Source organism: Streptomyces sp. NPDC028289 (assembly GCF_055565975.1).
This window is the reverse complement of record NZ_JBVHTI010000003.1, coordinates 522,614-541,912: the sequence shown is the minus strand read 5'-3', so window position 1 is coordinate 541,912 and position 19,299 is coordinate 522,614. Positions and strand designations below refer to the sequence as shown.

Genomic DNA, 19,299 nt, shown 5'->3' with positions numbered 1-19,299 from the left:
GTTCACGCGCCTGCGCGGCCCCCAACCCCCTTTTCTCGCGGGTCGTCGACGACGCCGACGGGCGGCGAGTGACGTTTGGTCAGGACCGGACGCTGTCTCTAAGCGTTACCTGTGCGACAGGTGTGTAAGGCGTGACAGTGATGGTTCTTTCCTAGGGGTGGGGACGAGTGAGTCCACGCGGGAAGCGTGCGTACAGACCGTTGAGCATGAGACGACGGGCGTGGCTGACGCTCGGCGCGGTGGTCCTGGGCGGCGGGGGTGTGGTGACGTACGCGGTTGCCAGCCCGTCCTCCGGCCACGGGGCCGGCGGGCAGGCCAGGCGGCCGGTGAAGGTCTACGACCTGGCGCTGAAGGGCACCACGAACGGCACTCGGGAGCTGCCGCGCACCGGCACCGGGCAGTTCTCACTGCTCGGCGTCTCCTGGACGGGAGCGGCGAAGCGGCTGCACGGCACGGCGCAGGTGCGCACCCGGAGCGTCGAGAGCGGTGAGTGGACCGCCTGGCACGATCTGGAGGCGGCCGACCCGCTGGAGGACCCGGAGGCCGGCCCCGACGCGCGCGGCGCGTCCGAGCCGCTGTGGGTGGGGCCCTCCGACGGCGTCCAGGTCCAGGTCGTCCACGAGGACGGCTCCGCCACCGGTCTGCCGAAGGGGCTCCAGGTGAACCTGGTCGACCCCGGCGTGGCGACCGCCGCGGAGACCGAGGCGGAACCGGCCGCGTTCGTGGCGGACGGCACCCCGGGCGACAGCGCGTCACCCACGGATTCCGCCTCGCCCGGTGACTCCGTGTCCCCGGCCGACTCGGCTTCCCCCGCGGACTCCGCGTCGCCCACCGAGTCCGTGACGCCGACCGACTCCGGGCCGGCCACCGACTCGGCCCCGCCGAGCGCCTCCCCTTCCCCCACCGGTACGGACAACGCGTCCGCGAGCCCGTCGGCCTCCATCACCCCCACCGCGCCCCCGTCCACGGTGCCCGAGCCACCGATCGTCTCGCGGGCCGGCTGGGGCGCCGACGAGTCGCTGAGCCCCGACCCGTCGGACTACAACACGGACGTGAAGGCCGTCTTCGTCCACCACACGGACGGCACCAACGACTACACGTGCGCGGAATCCCCGGCGATCGTGCGGGGCATCTACGCGTACCACACGCAGACCGAGCACTGGAACGACATCGGCTACAACTTCCTGGTCGACAAGTGCGGCACGATCTTCGAGGGCCGCAAGGGCGGTGTCGGCCTGCCGGTGCTCGGCGCGCACACCTACGGCTGGAACCGGGAGTCGGCCGGTATCGCCGTGCTCGGTGACTACACATCGGCCGGTGCCACGGACGCGGCCCTGACGTCGATCGCCCGTCTCGCGGCCTGGAAGCTCGGCCAGTACGGCGCCGACCCGGCCGGTACCGTCAAGCTCACGGCGGGCGCGACCCAGACCAACTACTTCGGCACCAGCTTCACTTCGGGCACCGCGTACACCTTCAACCGGATCTCCGGTCACCGCGACGGCTACAACACCCAGTGCCCCGGCAACTCGCTCTACCCCCAGCTGCCGACCGTCCGCGCCTGGGCGGCCGGCCCGGTGCAGGGCCTGAAGCTCACCTCGCTGTCGGGTGCGAGCCCGTCGGGCTCGACGTACTACACCAGGGGCGCGGTCACGGCGAAGTGGTCGACGACCACGCCCGGTGCGCTGATCTCGAAGTTCGAGGTGCTGGTGGACGGCAAGGTGGCCGCCACCGCCTCCGGTACGGCGACCTCGGCGAGCGCCACGCTCGCCGCGGGCAGCCACACCGTCGCCGTCCGGGCCGTGCACCAGTCCGGCAAGACCACGACGACCGCGGCACTGACCGTCGTCACCGACACCACCGCGCCCACCTTCACCACCGCGCCGAAGCTCTCCCTGCGCACCGGCACCGTCAGCACCACCGCGGTCCCGGTCACCCTCGGCTGGAAGGCCGCCGACAACGCGGCCCTGAAGTCGGTGAGCCTGCTGTCCCCGACGACGGCCGCCTTCGGCCCGACCACCACCAGCTCCAGCCGCACCGCCAAGCCCGGCACCGCGTCCACCTGGTCGATGAAGGCGTCCGACTATGCGGGCAACACCCGCACCTCGTCCCCCTCCTTCACCCCGGTGATCCTGCAGGAGACCTCGGCCACCAGGTCCGGGAGCTGGACGACCCGTTCGTCCACCAGCTACCTGGGCGGCAAGTCGTACTCCAGCGGTTCCAAGGGCGCGAGCCTGAGCTGGACCTTCACCGGCCGGTCCGCCTCCTGGGTGGTCAGCCGCGCGTCCACCTCGGGTCAGGCGTACGTGTACGTCGACGGCACCAAGGTCGCGACCGTCGACCTGAAGTCCACGACGACCTCGTACCGCCAGGCGATCTGGACCAGGACCTGGTCGAGCAGTGCCAAGCACACCGTGAAGGTCGTGGTGGTCGGCACCAGCGGCCGCCCGACGGTCACGACGGACGGCCTGGTCTACATCAAGTAGTCCTTCAGGCAGCCGAGTCCACCGGTTCGGGCGCCCGCTCCTGCGCTGTCTGCGGGGTGGGTGCCCGGTCCGCGTTCACGACCACCCCGGCGATCAGGGCACCCAGCAGCAGTGCGGCCATCGCCCACCAGGTGGCCACGTTGAAGCCGTGCACGGCGGCCTTCGCCTCCAGCAGCGCCCGGTTCGGGATGCTCGCGGCATGGGCGGTGGCGTACCGGGTGGTGACGCTCGCCGCGATGGTGTTGAGGAGTGCCGTGCCGATCGAACCGCCCACCTGCTGGGCGGTGTTGAAGGTGGCCGAGGCCGCGCCCGAGTCGCGCGGAGCGACGTTGCCGGTGGCCAGGGAGACGGAGGTCATCATCGCCGTGCCCATGCCGAGGCCGAGCATCAGCATGCCGGGCAGGATGTGCGAGGCGTACGCCGGTTCGACCCCGACCTGGGCTATCAGCGCCAGCGCTCCGGCCGCCAGCAGCAGCCCGGGCACGATCAGCACGCGGGGCGGGACCCGGTGCAGCAGCCGGGCGGCGATCTGGGTCGAGCCGGTGACCATGCCGACGGTGATGGGGAGATAGGCGACGCCGGTCTTCACCGGCGAGTAGCCGAGGACGCGTTGCATGTAGTACGTCAGGAAGAGGAAGACGCCGAACATGCCGACGGTCACCAGCAGCACGGTGAGGAACGCGCCGATGCGCTGCCGGTCGCGTACGACGGTCATCGGGAGCAGCGGGACCGGGGCGCGGGTCTGCCAGTAGCCGAAGAGGCCGAGCAGCGCGACCCCGCCGATCAGGAGCGCGAGGACCAGGCCGTCGGTCCAGCTCCGGGACTCCGCCTCGGAGAAGCCGTAGACCAGGGAGAGCATGCCGGCCGAGCCGAGCAGGGCGCCCGGGACGTCGAGGCGCGCGTCGGGATGGCGGCCGCCGCCGGGCAGCAGGGCCCAGGCGCCGGCGAAGGCGACCAGCGCGATCGGCACGTTGACGTACAGGCACCAGCGCCAGTCCAGGTACTGGGTGAGGAAGCCGCCCGCGAGCAGCCCGACGGCCGCGCCCGCGCCGATGATGGCGCCGAAGATGCCGAACGCCTTCCCTCGGTCCTTCGGGTCGGTGAACGTCGTAGCGAGCAGCGACAGCGCGGCCGGCGCGAGCAGCGCGGCGAACACGCCCTGCAGCGCCCGCGCCCCGAACAGCATCCCCTGGTTCGCCGCGGCCCCGCCGAGCGCGGAGGCGGCCGCGAAGCCGACCAGGCCGGTCATGAACGCCACCCGGCGTCCGGCCAGGTCGGCGATCCGGCCGCCGAGCAGCAGCAGTCCGCCGAAGGCGAGGGTGTAGGCGGTGATCACCCACTGCCGGTTGCCGTCGGACATGTGCAGAGCGACCTGGGCGGAGGGGAGCGCGATGTTGACGATGGTCATGTCGAGCACGACCATCAGCTGGGCCAGTGCGATGACGACCAGAGCCCACCAGCGTCGGTTGTCGGCCATGGGGCAATCGTGCTCCGCCTCCGGCCAGTTGGGAACGCCCGCGTCTCCTATTACCGTGTTTTTGCCGAGCCGCGGGCCGCCCGCCCGCTACCCCAGGGCGTCCCGGCACAGCAGCCGCAGCGAACCGCTGCCGCCGTAGCAGCGCCGGGCCTCGTCGATCGGGTCCCAGAGCCGGCCGTCGGGGGTGCGGATCCAGTGGTCGCCGCCGGACGACCACCACTCGGCGCCGGTGTGACGGACGATCACCTCACCGGCGTAGGCCCCTAGACCGCGCAGCGTCTCCCGCACCGCGTCGTAGGGCGCGTCCTCCCGGCGTATCTCCTCGATCATGCGGTCGACCCGCCACAGGCTCTGCGCCGAGTAGTCGAGCCGGACCCGGGCGCCCTCGCGCATCACGGCGACCGCGTCCGCGGCCCACCGGGCCGGTCTGGCGGCGGCGTGCGGCCTGGTCTGCTGCTGCGCGGTCCCATGGCGAGGTGTCACGTAGTGGGCTGTCACACAGGGAAGAGCGAGGTGGGCGGCGGATTCGTCACCCGGATCCGGGGGTGTTCCCGCAACCGGCGCAGGACCCGCGCACCGCCCTCACCAATGGTTCACCCCAGCCCGCGGGCCCGCCGCGACACCACCGCGCGCAGCACCCGGCGGCCCTCGGTGGAGACGTCCAGCGCCCGGCGCAGCCCGGCCGCGCCGTGCCCCGCGAGCAGTTCCAGCACCGTGACCTGGCGGCGCAGTTCGGCGGCGACCAGCGGGGACATGCCCTCGGTACCGCCCTCGCGGCGGGTGTCGACCGAGGGGGCCGCGTCCTCGGCGGGGTCGAGGAGCCGGTGGATCTGCAGCGAGGCGACGGAACAGGCGTCGGCCCACAGGCGGACGCCCGCTGCCTCCTGCGACACGGGCGCGGCGTCGAGCATCCGCCGGGCGAGCCCCTCGGCCTCGTCGGCCTGCCCGCCCGCGCTCCTGACGCTCTCGTCGCCGGCGCCGAGCGAGCCGCGCGCCTTCTCCAGTCCCGCGCTCCAGTCGGAGCCGTCGGCGAGGCTCGCCCACAGCGGCCGCAGCACCAGGTCGTCCCCGCCCAGCAGCGGCACGCACCGATCCAAACAAGCCAGTCCGCTGGCTGCCAGTCCGCGTTCATCGGCCTGAGCGATCAGCTCCACCAGGCTCATCCCACGCCTCCCAGAAACGGTACATACCAAGGCCCACTTGCACGGAGCTCGTACTTTCCCTAACTGCGTGCGACGGTACGGCAGTGTCACACAGCCAGGACACCCGGGATCAGGAGGAGTCCGAAGAAAGGCTTTTCGGCCAACGGCAGACGTGCGGCCGTGACTCAGAACGCGGCCGGAGCGGTGCCCGCCATCGCCTTCTCGTGCTGCATGCGGGTCAGCCGCAGGACGAGGAGGATCGCGAGGACGGCGGCGGCGATGTCGAGGGAGTCCGAGAGGATCAACCGCAGGGCGCCGTCGTGGACCTGGGCCGCGCCCTCGGCCTCGTCGCCGTAGCCGGTCGCCCCGGCACGGTCGGCGAACAGCGAGGCGAGCCACAGCGCCCACCAGGTGTTGACCAGCGTGTGCGAACGGGTCGTACCCCAGGGGCTGCTGGCGTCCCAGATGTCGAGGGTGATCCGGCGCGGGTACCAGAGGTTGACGACCGGCACGAACCAGCCGCCGATCGCCCAGCCCGGCGACTTGCGGTGCCCGAGCGGGTCGAAGACCTGGGCGTTGGCCCGCACCCGCTGGAACCAGCACAGGTAGACGATCACGCAGGCGACCAGCGAGACGGCCTGGGCCCCGGCGGCCACACCCAGCAGCTCGTCGGCGCGGTCGGCCCGGCGGAACGCGGCAGCGCCGGTCTCGCCGTCGGCCAGGGCGCCCGTGGCGTCGTACTGCAGGACGTCCGCCCAGACGGCGAAGAGGTCGGCGGCGACGACCGCCCCGAGCAGTACGGCGGCGGCCCAGCCGAGACCCACGGGCGAGCGCAGCCACAGCCCCGGCGTGCTGCCGAAGGCCGGGGCCGGCTCGGGCGAGTCGCCGAGGCAGCGGTGGCACAGGGTGGCGCCGGGCGCGGCGGCGAAGTGGTGGCAACGGGCGCAGATCAAGACGGTTCCCCCGGGACGCGGCAGTGCACGGAACCCTCCCCTGGCCCGCGCGCGGAATGCGGAACATACGGCCCGTCACCGCCGCACGTCCACCGTTGTTCCCGTATCAGCCCAGGCGGTTCGCGAGCGCCTTGAAGTCCGCCCAGGACATCGCCGGGGTGGTCTCCGGGTCCCAGAGCTTCTCGATGGTGGCCCGCAGCGGCATCCGGATGCCGGCCGCCACCTGGTCCTGGGTCTGGGAGTTCGCGAGGTCGCACCAGACGGCGAAGGAGCCGCCGAGGACCTGGGGTTCGTACCGCGCGGCCACGGCCGAGGTGCCGCGCAGCATGCGCGGGATCCACCGCTCGTAGATGCGCTCTCCGGTCGGATAGACGAAGGTGTTGGGCTCGCCGAGGACGTAGTACAGGTACTCGTCGTTGTAGTTGAGGACCTTGCGGCCCGCCCTCAGGTACTCCACGGGCTGCCGGGCACCGATCTCCTTGCCGGTCCAGTAGGCGACCTGGAGGTCGTCGGCGGGCTGCACGGAGGCGCCCCGGAGGAAGCCGTCGTTCCAGGCCCGCATGGTGCGTTCGTGGGCGCGGACGGTGTCGGCGCGGGCGTTCAGCCAGCCGGTGGTGAGGTCGGCGACGGTGGCGCCGGAGCCGTACTCCCGCTGGGCGGCGGCCGCGAGCTGCGGGTAGGAGGCCTGCGGGTTCGCGACGGTCAGGGCCTGGTACTCGTCGCCGCCGAGGTTCCAGTAGGAGCCGGGGAACAGGCCGGCGTACTCGTCGAGCAGGTCGTCGACGAGCTTCGCCGAGGCGTCCTTGGAGATGTCGATGGCGCCCCTGGTGGCGACGCCCTGCGCGTTGCGCAGCTGCAGCTCCGGGTGGGCGGCGAGGACGGCGCCGAGGTGTCCCGGCGAGTCGATCTCCGGTACGACCTGGATGTGCCGGGCGGCGGCGAGCGCGACGATCTCCCTCACCTGGGCCTTGGTCAGGTGGTCCCGGGAGACGATCTCGGGGTGGGTGTCGGACTCGATCCGGAAGCCCTGGTCGTCGGAGAAGTGCAGCCCGAGCTCGTTGAACTTCAGGTCGCCGAGTTCTCGTATCCGGGCCTCTATCCAGCCCGCGGTGAACGGCTTGCGCGCGATGTCCAGCATGAACCCGCGCTGCGGCTTGGCCGGCTGGTCCCGCACCACCCCCTCCGGGGCCGTACCGCCGCCGTGCACCTCCTGCTTGAGGGTCCGGGTGCCGTAGAAGACGCCCGCGTCCCCGGGCCCGCTGATCCGGACCGACCCGCCGCGCACGGTCATGGTGTACGACTCCGGGTCCCCGCTGCCGCCGAGGTCGAGCCGCAGGTCGCCCGGCCGGACGTCGTCGTTCGCGCCCTTCTGCCCGGCGTACGTCAGCCCCAGCTCGCCCGCGGTCAGCCGCCCCTCGTCGGCCAGCGCCGCGTTGCTCACCACGACCCGGCCGCCCTGCCGAGGGCGCCAGCCGGGGCCGCGGGCCGCGGTGTGTGAGCGGACGGCGGGGATGGTGCGGGGGGCCTGGGAGAGGGGGTAGCTGCGGGTGGGCGTGGGAGTGGGGGTCGGCGCCCCGGAGCGTGCGCCGGACGAGGCCCCCCGGTCGCTTCCGGAGGGCTGCCGGGCCGCTCCGGGGGTGTTCCCGCCGTCGCCGCCCGAGGAGGCCCATACTCCGATACCCGTTCCGAGCGCGACGGTCCCCGCGAAGGCCGCGGCGACCACCACCGCCCGCCTCCGCGCGAACTGCCGTGTCGACGGCCTGCGCCTGTGCTGGCTCACGGCTACAACCTACGACGCACCCGCCGCACAGCCGTCATCGACGCAATCTGAAACTCTCCCGTTCGGGTGAAATTCAGGCAACCAACGGACACACCATGAACGTCCTCGATAACGTCGACGACACATCTCTCACAGCATCCCCTGCCACCCCTGCCACACCGCATGTGACGCGAGGACCCACGCTGCCCGCCCACCGCCTGCCCCATCTCCCCACCCCGCTGGACGCCTTCAACGCCGCCCCCGACGACGAGGCCGGCGCGCTGCTCCTGCACTGCCTGCACAGTGTGCGCTGGTCCCGCCGCATCGCCGACCACCGTCCCTACCCCGACGTGGAGTCCCTCCTGGCCGCGGCGGACGAGGCGGCGTACGACCTGTCCCCGGAGGACCTCTCGGAGGCCCTGGCGGGCGAGTGCCTCCCGGAGCTGCCCGAGGACACGTACTCGGCGGCCCACACGGCCCTGACGGCGGCACACGCGGCCTACGAGGCCAAGTTCGGACACGTGTTCGTGATCTACCTGGGCGACACGCCGCCCACGGAATCCCTGGACCACGTCCTGGAAGGCATCCGGTCACGTTTGACAAACGATCCGGAGGAGGAACGGATCGTGACGGCGGAGGAGCTCCGGCGCCTTGCACGGGGACGTCTGCTGCAACTCCTCAGGGGCGCGGGGAACTGCGCGACCAGCCCCAACGCTCCCGCACCCGGCAAATAACAGGACAACCCACCCCGGACTCCGCCCGGCTAACCCATACGCGTGCCACTTTGATCACACCGGTAGGCCCGGCGTAAGCCCAGCGGTGGCGCCTCGCTACGATGCTGGGGGCCGGTGGACCGTACCCGGCCGGGCCCGACCGACACCCACAAGCCGGCGCGGCCCCGATACCCCGCTCCCGGAGGGACTTCCGTGCCGGCTGGAACGCTGTACCGCGGCCGGGAAGGAATGTGGTCCTGGGTGGCTCACCGAGTCACCGGCGTCCTCATTTTCTTCTTCCTGTTCGTTCACGTGCTGGACACCGCTCTCGTCCGCGTCTCCCCCGAGGACTACGACAAGGTCGTAGCCACGTACAAGACGCCGATCGTCGCACTGCTGGAGTACGGCCTCGTGGCCGCCATCCTCTTCCACGCGCTCAACGGCCTGCGTGTCATCGCCGTCGACTTCTGGTCGAAGGGCCCGCGCTACCAGAAGCAGATGCTCTGGACGGTCGTCGGTGTCTGGGTCGTCCTGATGGCCGGGGCCGTTTACCCCGTTCTCGGCCACGCCGCTCGTGTCCTGTTCGGGAGCTGACGCAGATGTCGACCACTGAAACCACCGCAGCCGGCGTCGGCCCCGTCGAGGGCGCGCCCCTCTTCAACGTCGACAACCCGGCCCCCCTCATCGAGGCCCCGCGCAAGCGCACCAAGAAGACCCCGCGCTCCACCCGCGGCAACTTCGAGATGGCCGCCTGGCTGTTCATGCGTCTGTCCGGAGTCGTGCTGGTCGTCCTGGTCCTCGGCCACCTGCTGATCCAGCTGGTGCTCGACGGCGGCGTGTCGAAGATCGGCTTCGCCTTCGTGGCCGGCCGCTGGGCGAGCCCCTTCTGGCAGGTCTGGGACCTGCTGATGCTCTGGCTCGCGATGCTGCACGGCGCGAACGGCCTGCGCACGATCATCAACGACTACGCGGAGCGCGCGAACACCCGGCTGTGGCTCAAGGGCCTGCTCTACACGGCCACGGTGTTCACCATCCTGCTGGGCTCGCTGGTGATCTTCACCTTCGACCCGAACATCCGCTAGGCACGGGGCTGCGAGAATCATGAAGATCCACAAGTACGACACCGTCATCGTGGGCGCCGGCGGCGCCGGCATGCGCGCGGCCATCGAGTCGACGAAGCGCAGCCGCACCGCGGTCCTGACCAAGCTCTACCCCACCCGCTCCCACACGGGCGCCGCGCAGGGCGGCATGGCCGCCGCGCTCGCCAACGTGGAGGAGGACAACTGGGAGTGGCACACCTTCGACACGGTCAAGGGCGGTGACTACCTGGTCGACCAGGACGCCGCCGAGATCCTGGCGAAGGAGGCCATCGACGCCGTCCTCGACCTGGAGAAGATGGGCCTGCCGTTCAACCGGACGCCGAACGGCACCATCGACCAGCGCCGCTTCGGCGGTCACAGCCGCAACCACGGCGAGGCGCCGGTCCGCCGGTCCTGCTACGCGGCCGACCGCACCGGCCACATGATCCTCCAGACGCTGTACCAGAACTGCGTGAAGGAGGGCGTGGAGTTCTTCAACGAGTTCTACGTCCTCGACCAGCTGATGACCGAGGAAGACGGCGTCAAGAAGTCGGCGGGCGTCGTCGCGTACGAGCTGGCCACCGGTGAGATCCACGTCTTCCAGGCGAAGGCCGTCATCTACGCCTCCGGCGGCACCGGCAAGTTCTTCAAGGTGACGTCCAACGCGCACACCCTGACGGGCGACGGCCAGGCGGCGGTCTACCGCCGGGGTCTGCCGCTGGAGGACATGGAGTTCTTCCAGTTCCACCCGACCGGCATCTGGCGCATGGGCATCCTGCTGACGGAGGGCGCCCGCGGTGAGGGCGGCATCCTCCGCAACAAGGACGGCGAGCGCTTCATGGAGAAGTACGCGCCGGTCATGAAGGACCTCGCGTCCCGTGACGTCGTCTCCCGCTCCATCTACACGGAGATCCGCGAGGGCCGCGGCTGCGGTCCCGAGGGCGACCACGTCTACCTCGACCTCACCCACCTCCCGCCGGAGCAGCTGGACGCGAAGCTCCCGGACATCACGGAGTTCGCGCGCACCTACCTGGGCATCGAGCCGTACACGGACCCGATCCCGATCCAGCCGACCGCGCACTACGCCATGGGCGGCATCCCGACCAACGTCGAGGGCGAGGTCCTCGCGGACAACACCACGGTCGTCCCGGGCCTGTACGCGGCCGGCGAGGTCGCCTGTGTGTCGGTGCACGGCGCCAACCGCCTCGGCACCAACTCGCTCCTGGACATCAACGTGTTCGGCCGCCGGGCGGGCATCGCGGCCGCCGAGTACGCGCACGGTCACGAGTACGTGGAACTCCCGGAGAACCCGGCCGAGCTCGTCGTCTCCCAGATCGAGCGGCTGCGCTCCTCGACGGGCAACGAGCGGGTCGCCACGCTCCGCCGGGAGCTGCAGGAGACCATGGACGCCAACGTCATGGTGTTCCGCACCGAGCAGACGATCAAGACGGCGGTCGAGAAGATCGCGGAGCTGCGCGAGCGCTACAAGAACGTCTCGATCCAGGACAAGGGCAAGCGGTTCAACACGGACCTGCTGGAGGCCATCGAGCTCGGCAACCTGCTCGACCTCGCCGAGGTCATGGCGGTCTCCGCGCTGGCCCGCAAGGAGTCCCGCGGCGGTCACTACCGCGAGGACTACCCCAACCGCGACGACGTCAACTTCATGCGCCACACCATGGCGTACCGCGAGGTGGGCGACGACGGCGCCGAGTCCATCCGTCTCGATTACAAGCCGGTCGTCCAGACCCGCTACCAGCCGATGGAGCGTAAGTACTGATGGCAACCCCCGTTCTGGACAAGGCGGACGCGGCCGGCCAGCCCGAGCCCGGCTTCGCCGACTCCCCGTACATCACGGTCACCTTCCGGGTCCGCCGCTTCAACCCGGAGGTCTCCGCGGACGCGGTCTGGGAAGACTTCCAGCTGGAGATCGACCCGAAGGAGCGCGTCCTCGACGGCCTCCACAAGATCAAGTGGGACGTCGACGGCACGCTGACCTTCCGCCGTTCCTGTGCGCACGGCATCTGCGGCTCGGACGCGATGCGGATCAACGGCAAGAACCGTCTTGCCTGCAAGACCCTCATCAAGGACATCAACCCCGAGAAGCCGATCACGGTCGAGCCCATCAAGGGCCTGACGGTCCTGAAGGACCTGGTCGTCGACATGGAGCCGTTCTTCCAGGCGTACCGGGACGTCATGCCCTTCCTCATCACGAAGGACACGAACGAGCCCACGCGCGAGCGTCTCCAGTCCGCCGAGGACCGCGAGCGCTTCGACGACACCACGAAGTGCATCCTCTGCGCGGCCTGCACGTCCTCGTGCCCGGTCTTCTGGAACGACGGCCAGTACTTCGGCCCGGCCGCCATCGTCAACGCGCACCGCTTCATCTTCGACTCGCGTGACGAGGCCGGCGAGCAGCGCCTGGAGATCCTCAACGACCGCGACGGCGTCTGGCGCTGCCGCACGACCTTCAACTGCACGGACGCCTGCCCGCGCGGCATCGAGGTCACCAAGGCGATCCAGGAGGTGAAGCGAGCGCTGATCACGCGCCGCTTCTGACCGGACGCCGGAAACCCCGCGAGGGGCCGTTCCTTCCGCACCGCGGAAGGAACGGCCCCTCGCCTTTTGCCCGGCGCGGTCCTTCCGCGTGTCGTCCACCGGTGCGGATGAGCGGTTCTAACCTGACGGTATGTCAGATGACGAATCGTACGAACTGCTCGGTTTCGACAACGTGGTGATGCCCGTCGGGAGGCTCGCGGACGCCGTCGCCTTCTACGAGCGGGCCGGGTTCACGGTGGGGTTCCGCTTCGACGAGGGCGGGATCGCCCTGCTGAAGGTCGGGGGCGAGACGCCCGGGATCCTGCTGCGGGCCGAGGAGGGACTGGGGCACCGGCCGGCGGTGTGGGGGTCGCCGCGCGTGTGGCTGGAGGTGCCGGACGCGCGGGGCGCGGCCAGGCGGCTCAAGGAGGCCGGGGTCGCCGTGCTCGACGAGCCGTTCTCCGTGGCCACCGGCTGGACCGTCGAGGTCGCCGACCCCTGGGGGAACATCATCGGCTTCACGGACTACAGCAAGCGGCCGGAGCTGGCGCGGCACGCGTGAACGGGGTCACTCCGCAACCGAGTTGAACGTGTTCAAAACTAGGTCTACAGTCATCCCCGTCAGCGTTTTGAACGCGTTCAAGAAGGGGTGGGGCATGGACCGCACGGTCATCGCCTACGTCATCTACCTGCTCGTCAGCATCGGTCTGACCATCTGGGTGGCGCGCACGCTCAGCCGCAACGGGCGGATCTTCCTCTCCGACGTCCTGCACGGCAACGAGCAGCTCGCCGACGCCGTCAACCACCTCCTGGTCGTCGGCTTCTACCTCGTCAACCTCGGCTTCGTCGCGCTCTACCTGCACACCAGCGACACGATCGAGGACACCCGGGGCATCTTCGAGGCACTGTCCGCCAAGCTCGGGGTCGTACTGCTGGTGCTCGGCGTGATGCACCTCGGCAACGTCTACGTGCTCAACCGGATCAGGCGCCGCGGAATCATGGAGAAGGAGCAGTTCCCGCCGGTCCCGCCGCAGGGCTGGACCGCTCCGGCGGCCGGGGCGTGAGCACCGTGACCGCGACCGACGACCGGGGCGCCGTGCGCGTCCCGGTCCGCGGACTCACCGTCCTCTACGACGCCGAGTGCACCCTCTGCACCCACCTGCGCGACTGGCTCGGACGCCAGCCGCAGCTGGTGCCGCTGGAGCTGGTCCCGGCGGGCTCGCCCGAGGCCCGGACCCGCTTCCCGGACCTCGACCACTCGGCCACCCTCGACGAGGTCACCGTCGTCGCCGACTCGGGACAGGTCTACCGGGACACCGCCGCGTGGATCGTGGTGCTCTGGGCCCTGCGGGAGCAGCGGCCGCTCGCCCACCGGCTGAGCACGCCGGCCGGGGCCCGGCTGGCGCGGGGCGCGGTGCTCGCCGCCGCCTGGTGGCGGGGCGGGCTGGGGAACGGGAAGACCTTCCGGCGGGAGGACGGATGGGTGTACGAACCCGGCATCGGGTGGATCTTCAACCCTCCGGGCTGTGCCGGCGGCGTCTGCGCCACTCGTTAGGCTCTGTCCGTGTCCGCGAAGAACGACGGTCCCGTCGAGGCCGCTGCCCAGAGCAAGTCCGAGCAGACCCGCGCGCTGATCCTGGAGACGGCGATGCGCCTGTTCCGGGAGCGGGGCTACGAGAAGACCACGATGCGGGCCATCGCCACCGAGGCCGGGGTCTCCGTCGGCAACGCGTACTACTACTTCGCCGGCAAGGAACACCTGATCCAGGGCTTCTACGACCAGCTCGCCGCCGAGCACCGGGTGGCGGTCCGCGAGGTCCTGGACAAGGAGACCGACCTGGAGGCGCGGCTCGCGGGCGTGCTCAAGGTGTGGCTGGACATCGCCCGGCCGTACCACGAGTTCGCGGTCCACTTCTTCAAGAACGCCGCCGACCCCGACAGCCCGCTCAGCCCCTTCTCCCCGGAGAGCGAGCACGCGCGCGAGGAGGCGATCCGGGTGCACCGCGAGGTGCTGGCGGGCGCGAAGACGAAGGTCGCCCCCGAACTGCGGGACGTACTGCCCGAGTTGATGTGGCTCTCGCAGATGGGGCTGGTCCTGTACTGGATCTTCGACCGGACCGAGGGGCGGGAGCGGAGCTACCGGCTGGCCGAGCGGGGGGCCCGGCTGACCGCGCGAGGCGTGCTGCTCGCGCGGTTCCGGGTCCTGCGGCCGCTCGTGCTCGAGGTGCACGAGCTGTTCACGGACTTCCTGCCGGGGATGACGCGGGTACTGCCGGATCCCGGGGGCAGGGCCAGGGGCTCGGCTAGTTGACCGCGTCCACCTCGTCCCCGGTCAGCTCCACGTCGTACACCAGCGGCCCCTCCACCACCGTCACGTGCCGGGCCTTCGAGCCGTACGACGCGGACGTCACCGCCAGCAGGTAGGCCCCCGGCGCCGGGACCGAGACGATGTACGAGCCGTCCGCCAGGGACGTCACGCGGTCCAGTTGGCGGCCGCCCTTGGACATCAGGGTGACCGAGGCGTCCTCCACCGGGTCGCCCTCGGGCGTGCGGACGAAGCCGTGGATCGCCGTGGCCGGACCGCTGGGAGCGGCCGGCTCAGGAGCCGCCGGCTCCTGGGGTTCCACCGCGAGGTGCGGGAGCCGCTCGTCCAGCCAGGCCGGCAGCCACCAGTTGGACCTGCCGAGCAGGTGCATCGCCGCCGGGACCAGGGCCGTACGGAGGATGAAGGCGTCCAGGGCGACCGCGGCCGCCAGGCCCACGCCCGCCATCGCCGCGCCCGAGTCGCCGCTCAGGACGAAGGCCAGGAAGACGCAGACCATGATCAGGGCCGCGGAGTTGATGACGCGGCTGGTCTCCGCGAGGCCCACCCGGACCGCCCGCGCGTTGTCCTTGGTGTGCACCCACTCCTCGTGCATCCGGCTCACCAGGAACACCTGGTAGTCCATGGAGAGGCCGAAGAGCAGGGAGAGCATGATGACCGGCAGGAACGCGTTGATCGGGCCCTCCTTGCCGAGGCCCAGCAGGTCCAGGCCCCAGCCCCACTGGAAGACCGCCACCAGGACGCCGAAGGAGGCCGCCGCCGCGATCAGGTTCATCACGGCGGCCGTCAGCGGGACGACCAGGGAGCGGAAGGCGACCAGGAGCAGCAGGAAGCCCAGGCCGATGATCGTCGCGATGAAGAGGGGCAGACGGTCGCCGGTGACGGAGGCGAAGTCCTTCGACACCGCCGTCACACCGCCCACGTGGGCCTCCGCGCCCGCCTTCGGGATCACCCGGCCGCGCAGGGTGTCGATGAGGTCGTCCGTCTCCTTGGACTGCGGGGAGGTGGTCGGGACCACCTGGATGACCGTGACGCCCTGCGACGGGGGCAGCTCGGCCACCTGGGCGACGCCCGGGGTCGACCGCAGGCCCTGGACCAGCTTCGCCGTGTCGCCGCCGACGCTGACCACCTGGAGGGGACCGTTGAAGCCGGGACCGAAGCCCTCGGCGAGCAGGTCGTAGGCCTTCCTGGTGGTCGTGGACGCGTCGTCGTTGCCCTGGTCGGTGGCGCCGAGGCGCAGGGAGAGGACCGGGATGGCCAGCACGGCCATGACGACCACGGCGAGCGCGGCGATGCGGCGCGGGCGCTTCTCCACGTTCGCCGACCAGCGGGCCGCCAGGCCGCTCGCCTTCTCCGGCTCCGGGCCCTGCGCGGCCAGCCGACGGCGCTGGCGGCGGCTGAGGACGCGCGGGCCGAGGAAGCCGAGCAGCGCCGGGAGGAGGGTGGTGGCCGCGAGGACGCTGAGGACGACCGTGAGGGAGGTGCCGATGACCACGCCGTCCAGGAAGTGCAGCCGGGTGACCAGCATGCCGGCCAGCGCGATGCAGACCGTGCCGCCCGCGAACAGCACCGCCCGGCCGGAGGTGTTGAGGGCGGTGACCGCCGACTCCTCCGGGTCCATGCCGCGCAGGATGCCGCGCCGGTGCCGGGTGACGATGAACAGGGCGTAGTCGATGCCGACGCCGAGACCGATCAGGGAGGCCAGCAGCGGCGCGATGTCCGGGATGTCGGTGGTGTGGCTGAGCAGCTGGGTGGAGAACAGGCCCATGCCGACGCCGAAGACGGCGATCGCGATGGGCAGGGTCATCGCGAAGAACGAACCGAAGGCGAGGAACAGCACGACGGCCGCGGCGACGATGCCGACCATCTCGGAGAGGCCCTGCGGCGGCTCCTGGACGCGCTGGATGGCCTGCCCGCCCAACTCGACCTGGAGGCCGGACCGTTCGGCGGCCTGCGCGGTGTCGAGGACCTTCTGCACCTGCTCCTTGGGTATCTCGTTCGCCCGCTTGGTGAAGGTCAGCTGGGCGTAGGCGATCGTGCCGTCCTTGCTGATCTGCGCCGACCCCCGGGCCCCGGCGTAGGGGCTGGTGACCGCGCCCACGCCGGGCAGCTTGGCGATCTTGTCGAGGGCCGGCTGGACGCGGCCCTGGACCGCCTTGTCCGTCACCGAGCCGCTGTCGACCTTCCACACCACGGTGTCCGTGTCACCCGAGGTGTTCGGGAAGGCCTTCTGCATCAGGTCGTACGCGGTCTTGGAGTCCGTGTCGGGGAGGGAGAAGACGTTCGCGTAGTTCGTGCCCGCCGTCGAGGCCGAGAAGCCCACGCCGACGAGTGCCCCCACCCACAGCAACAGGACCACCAGCCGGTGCCGATAGCACCACCGTGCCAATGCCGTCACGCTCAACAGCTCCTTGTCGTAGATCACTTCGGTCGGTCGGTCCCCCAGGTCCTGGGCAACAGGATCGGCAGCGGGCCGCGCGCCGGGACACGGGGCGCGCATGACTCTCAAGGAACTCCAAAGCTGCGCGCCCCCGGCTGTCGGCGGCGGCGCCGATACTGGGGGCATGACGGCTCCAGGCAGCACCGTGCTGATCGTGGAGGACGAGCCGAGCATCGCGGACGTCCTCGCCATCGCCCTGCGCTACCACCGGTTCGAGGTGATGACGGCCGGCACGGTCCGGGACGCCCTCGCGCTGGCCGAGCGCACCCGGCCGGACGCGGCCCTGCTCGACGTGATGCTGCCGGACGGCGACGGGCGGGCGCTGGCGCGGGAACTGCGTGCCCGGCAGCCGGCCCTGGCGCTGGTGTTCCTGACCGCGCGGGACGCGCCCGCCGAGATAGTCGGGGCGCTCGGCTACGGCGACGACTACATCACCAAGCCGTTCAACATCGACGAGGTCGTCGCCAGGATCGGCGCCGTGCTGCGCCGCACCCGCCCGGCGGACGTCATCCAGCAGCGCCCGCCGCTGCGCTACGGCGACCTGGAGCTGGACGAGACGACGTACTCGGTGCACCGCGCCGGCCGCACGGTCGAGCTGACCCCGACCGAGTACGCGCTGCTGCGCTTCCTGGTGCGCAACGGCGGCCGGATCGTGCCGAAGGAGCAACTGCTCAGGCACGTCTGGCAGTACGAGCACATACCGTCCGAGTCGACCGTCGTGGAGACCTACATCAGCTACCTGCGGCGCAAGCTCGACACCCTGGGCGCGCCGGTGATCACCACCCGGCGGGGCGTCGGGTACGGCCTGACATGAACCTCGGCAAGCGCCGGCATCGGCACGGACTGCACTCGCTGCGCGGCAAGCTCACCCTGGCCAACGTCGGGCTGCTGGCCGTCGGCATCGTGGTCGCGGCCATCGTGAGCATCATGGGCATGCGGCTGTACCTGCTCGACCAGGTGGACTCCGAACTGCTCAAGACGCGGACGTCCCTGGGGAGTTCGGGACTGACCCTGCGGCAGGTCGACTCGCTGAGCGCGCTCGGCGTGATCCGCGAGCGGATCACCCCCGCCGAGTCCGACCCGACCCCGGACTCGATCTTCGCGGTCATCGACACCAACGGCGACGCGATCTCCCTCTTCGCCATGAAGCCGACCGAGGCCCAGCGCGCCCTCGCCGCGGCCGTGTCCGACCCGCAAGCCCTCGCCGCCGCGCCCGACCCGCACGACATCGACGTGCACGGCGCGTCCTACCGGGTGACGGCGACCCGGCTCGCCGACGGCCCCTACATCCTGCTGGCCCAGTCGACCGAGCTGCTGCACAAGGGCATAGCCAAGGCGCTCAAGCTCGACTTCGCGGTCGGCTCGCTGCTGCTCGCGCTGCTGTGCTGCCTGACCATGTACAGCGTGCGGCAACGGCTGCTGCCGCTGGAGGACATGGTGGAGACGTCGTCGGCGATCGCCGAGGGCGACCTGACCCGGCGGGTGCCCTCCAGCCAGCATCCGACGGAGGAGGTCGAGCAGCTGCGGCTGGCCCTCAACGCCATGCTGCACCAGGTGGAGACGGCGTACCGGACCCGCGAGCGCAGCGCCGCCCAGCTGCGCCGGTTCGTCGCCGACGCCTCGCACGAGCTGCGCACCCCGCTCGCCGCCATCCGCGGCTATCTCCAGCTGTACGAGAAGGGGATGCTGAGCGAGCCCGGGGAGCGGCGGCGGGCCTGGGACCGGATGCACGGCGAAGTGGACCGGATGGGCCGCCTCGTGGACGAACTGCTGCTGCTCGCCCGGCTCGACCAGCGGCCGGAGATCCGGTTCCGGAACGTCGACGTGAGCCGGCTGGTGCGGGACGCGGCGGAGGACCTGCGGGCGCAGCAGCCGGGGCGGCCGGTGGCCGTGGACGCCGACGGGGCGGTGCTGGTGCGGGCGGACGAGTCGGGGCTGCGGCAGGTGCTGGGGAATCTGATGGCCAACGTGCGTGTCCACACGCCCGGTGACGCCGCCGTGCGGCTGGGGGTGGAGCGGGCGGACGGGGTGGTGCGGGTGTGCGTGGCCGACGAGGGGCCGGGGCTCGGGAAGGAGGACGCGGGGCGGATCTTCGACCGCTTCTTCCGGGTGGGCAGCGCGGAGGGGAGCGGGCTGGGGATGGCGATCGTGCAGGGGGTGGTGGAGGCGCACGGGGGTGAGGTGCGGGTGCGGACCTCACCTGGGGAGGGGCTGGCGGTGACGGTTACGTTGCGATCGGTATGAGTTTCGGGTGCGGGTGCGTGGGGGGCTGGTCACGCCCACGCGGCGGCAGCCGCACATCGAATACAGCCCCGTGCCCCTAAGGGGCGCGCACTGCAACGCCCTTCCTTTAGGGGCGCTGGGGGTCCCCCCCGGCCGAAGGCTGGGGGAGGAA

At 71.1% G+C, this 19,299-nt stretch carries 18 protein-coding genes; 12 read left to right on the top strand and 6 right to left on the bottom strand.

The genetic code is table 11. The features are described 5' to 3' along the window. Positions 1-206 precede the first annotated feature (206 nt). Positions 207-2,483, top strand: a complete 2,277-nt coding sequence (locus tag ACZ4UV_RS16640; protein WP_467838566.1) for a peptidoglycan recognition protein family protein — start codon at positions 207-209, stop codon at positions 2,481-2,483. Positions 2,484-2,487: 4 nt separating this feature from the next. Here ACZ4UV_RS16640 and ACZ4UV_RS16635 read toward each other — a convergent pair whose 3' ends face one another. The 5 genes from ACZ4UV_RS16635 to ACZ4UV_RS16615 all read right to left on the bottom strand — a co-directional run bounded on the left by ACZ4UV_RS16635 (position 2,488) and on the right by ACZ4UV_RS16615 (position 7,835). Beyond that, positions 2,488-3,960 (bottom strand): DHA2 family efflux MFS transporter permease subunit, encoded by a 1,473-nt coding sequence (locus ACZ4UV_RS16635; protein ID WP_451019816.1) that lies wholly within the window; start codon positions 3,958-3,960, stop codon positions 2,488-2,490. Between the two features lie 87 nt (positions 3,961-4,047). Further along, complete coding sequence (locus tag ACZ4UV_RS16630; protein ID WP_451019815.1) at positions 4,048-4,443, bottom strand: hypothetical protein; 396 nt, start codon at positions 4,441-4,443, stop codon at positions 4,048-4,050. 110 nt (positions 4,444-4,553) lie between these two features. Then, the gene (locus ACZ4UV_RS16625; RefSeq protein WP_451019814.1) at positions 4,554-5,123 is read right to left on the bottom strand and encodes a hypothetical protein; all 570 of its coding nucleotides are present in this window, start codon (positions 5,121-5,123) and stop codon (positions 4,554-4,556) included. Positions 5,124-5,287: 164 nt separating this feature from the next. After that, positions 5,288-6,055, bottom strand: a complete 768-nt coding sequence (locus tag ACZ4UV_RS16620; protein WP_390044268.1) for a DUF4328 domain-containing protein — start codon at positions 6,053-6,055, stop codon at positions 5,288-5,290. Positions 6,056-6,161: 106 nt separating this feature from the next. Next, positions 6,162-7,835 carry a beta-N-acetylhexosaminidase gene (locus tag ACZ4UV_RS16615; RefSeq protein WP_451019813.1) on the bottom strand — a complete coding sequence of 558 codons (1,674 nt, stop codon included), beginning with the start codon at positions 7,833-7,835 and terminating at the stop codon, positions 6,162-6,164. Positions 7,836-7,999: 164 nt separating this feature from the next. Here ACZ4UV_RS16615 and ACZ4UV_RS16610 point away from each other — a divergent pair, with 164 nt between their 5' ends. From ACZ4UV_RS16610 to ACZ4UV_RS16570, 9 genes are all read left to right on the top strand, one after another. Continuing rightward, the gene (locus ACZ4UV_RS16610) at positions 8,000-8,548 is read left to right on the top strand and encodes a 2-oxo-4-hydroxy-4-carboxy-5-ureidoimidazoline decarboxylase (RefSeq protein WP_451019812.1); all 549 of its coding nucleotides are present in this window, start codon (positions 8,000-8,002) and stop codon (positions 8,546-8,548) included. A 192-nt stretch (positions 8,549-8,740) separates the two neighbouring features. Beyond that, positions 8,741-9,121, top strand: coding sequence for a succinate dehydrogenase, cytochrome b556 subunit (gene sdhC, locus ACZ4UV_RS16605; RefSeq protein WP_071659649.1), 381 nt, complete (start codon positions 8,741-8,743; stop codon positions 9,119-9,121). A 5-nt stretch (positions 9,122-9,126) separates the two neighbouring features. After that, the gene (locus ACZ4UV_RS16600; RefSeq protein WP_390044261.1) at positions 9,127-9,609 is read left to right on the top strand and encodes a succinate dehydrogenase hydrophobic membrane anchor subunit; all 483 of its coding nucleotides are present in this window, start codon (positions 9,127-9,129) and stop codon (positions 9,607-9,609) included. 19 nt (positions 9,610-9,628) lie between these two features. Further along, positions 9,629-11,383, top strand: a complete 1,755-nt coding sequence (gene sdhA, locus ACZ4UV_RS16595) for a succinate dehydrogenase flavoprotein subunit (RefSeq protein WP_451019811.1) — start codon at positions 9,629-9,631, stop codon at positions 11,381-11,383. Continuing rightward, the gene (locus tag ACZ4UV_RS16590; RefSeq protein ID WP_046729767.1) at positions 11,383-12,162 is read left to right on the top strand and encodes a succinate dehydrogenase iron-sulfur subunit; all 780 of its coding nucleotides are present in this window, start codon (positions 11,383-11,385) and stop codon (positions 12,160-12,162) included. Before sdhA ends, ACZ4UV_RS16590 begins: the two co-directional genes overlap by 1 nt. 130 nt (positions 12,163-12,292) lie before the next feature. After that, positions 12,293-12,703, top strand: a complete 411-nt coding sequence (locus ACZ4UV_RS16585; protein ID WP_451019810.1) for a VOC family protein — start codon at positions 12,293-12,295, stop codon at positions 12,701-12,703. 94 nt (positions 12,704-12,797) lie between these two features. After that, entirely contained in the window at positions 12,798-13,205 is a 408-nt protein-coding gene (locus ACZ4UV_RS16580; RefSeq protein WP_351485382.1) for a hypothetical protein, read from the top strand. Continuing rightward, positions 13,202-13,696 carry a thiol-disulfide oxidoreductase DCC family protein gene (locus ACZ4UV_RS16575; protein ID WP_390044255.1) on the top strand — a complete coding sequence of 165 codons (495 nt, stop codon included), beginning with the start codon at positions 13,202-13,204 and terminating at the stop codon, positions 13,694-13,696. The genes ACZ4UV_RS16580 and ACZ4UV_RS16575 overlap by 4 nt, the downstream gene beginning before the upstream one ends. Before the next feature lie 9 nt (positions 13,697-13,705). Further along, positions 13,706-14,452 carry a TetR family transcriptional regulator gene (locus tag ACZ4UV_RS16570; RefSeq protein WP_390044253.1) on the top strand — a complete coding sequence of 249 codons (747 nt, stop codon included), beginning with the start codon at positions 13,706-13,708 and terminating at the stop codon, positions 14,450-14,452. Here the strand turns inward: ACZ4UV_RS16570 and ACZ4UV_RS16565 are convergent. Then, positions 14,445-16,853: an MMPL family transporter gene (locus ACZ4UV_RS16565; RefSeq protein WP_467839382.1), complete on the bottom strand. Its 2,409-nt coding sequence runs from the start codon at positions 16,851-16,853 to the stop codon at positions 14,445-14,447. The two genes, ACZ4UV_RS16570 and ACZ4UV_RS16565, sit on opposite strands and share 8 nt — an antisense overlap. A 175-nt stretch (positions 16,854-17,028) precedes the next feature. Here ACZ4UV_RS16565 and ACZ4UV_RS16560 point away from each other — a divergent pair, with 175 nt between their 5' ends. Together ACZ4UV_RS16560 and ACZ4UV_RS16555 are read left to right on the top strand one after the other, a co-directional pair. Continuing rightward, positions 17,029-17,718, top strand: a complete 690-nt coding sequence (locus ACZ4UV_RS16560; RefSeq protein ID WP_467838553.1) for a response regulator transcription factor — start codon at positions 17,029-17,031, stop codon at positions 17,716-17,718. Beyond that, positions 17,715-19,148 (top strand): sensor histidine kinase, encoded by a 1,434-nt coding sequence (locus ACZ4UV_RS16555; RefSeq protein ID WP_390044249.1) that lies wholly within the window; start codon positions 17,715-17,717, stop codon positions 19,146-19,148. Before ACZ4UV_RS16560 ends, ACZ4UV_RS16555 begins: the two co-directional genes overlap by 4 nt. The last annotated feature ends 151 nt before the right edge of the window (positions 19,149-19,299 follow it).

Excerpts from the sequence above, each read along its gene's own strand:
- ACZ4UV_RS16600 (WP_390044261.1), top strand. The coding sequence starts at position 9,127 with ATGTCGACCACTGAAACCACCGCAGCCGGCGTCGGCCCCGTCGAGGGC.
- ACZ4UV_RS16640 (WP_467838566.1), top strand. The coding sequence starts at position 207 with ATGAGACGACGGGCGTGGCTGACGCTCGGCGCGGTGGTCCTGGGCGGC.
- sdhA (WP_451019811.1), top strand. The coding sequence starts at position 9,629 with ATGAAGATCCACAAGTACGACACCGTCATCGTGGGCGCCGGCGGCGCC.
- ACZ4UV_RS16580 (WP_351485382.1), top strand. The coding sequence starts at position 12,798 with ATGGACCGCACGGTCATCGCCTACGTCATCTACCTGCTCGTCAGCATC.
- ACZ4UV_RS16560 (WP_467838553.1), top strand. The coding sequence starts at position 17,029 with ATGACGGCTCCAGGCAGCACCGTGCTGATCGTGGAGGACGAGCCGAGC.
- ACZ4UV_RS16555 (WP_390044249.1), top strand. The coding sequence starts at position 17,715 with ATGAACCTCGGCAAGCGCCGGCATCGGCACGGACTGCACTCGCTGCGC.
- ACZ4UV_RS16625 (WP_451019814.1), bottom strand. The coding sequence starts at position 5,123 with ATGAGCCTGGTGGAGCTGATCGCTCAGGCCGATGAACGCGGACTGGCA.
- ACZ4UV_RS16585 (WP_451019810.1), top strand. The coding sequence starts at position 12,293 with ATGTCAGATGACGAATCGTACGAACTGCTCGGTTTCGACAACGTGGTG.
- ACZ4UV_RS16635 (WP_451019816.1), bottom strand. The coding sequence starts at position 3,960 with ATGGCCGACAACCGACGCTGGTGGGCTCTGGTCGTCATCGCACTGGCC.
- ACZ4UV_RS16590 (WP_046729767.1), top strand. The coding sequence starts at position 11,383 with ATGGCAACCCCCGTTCTGGACAAGGCGGACGCGGCCGGCCAGCCCGAG.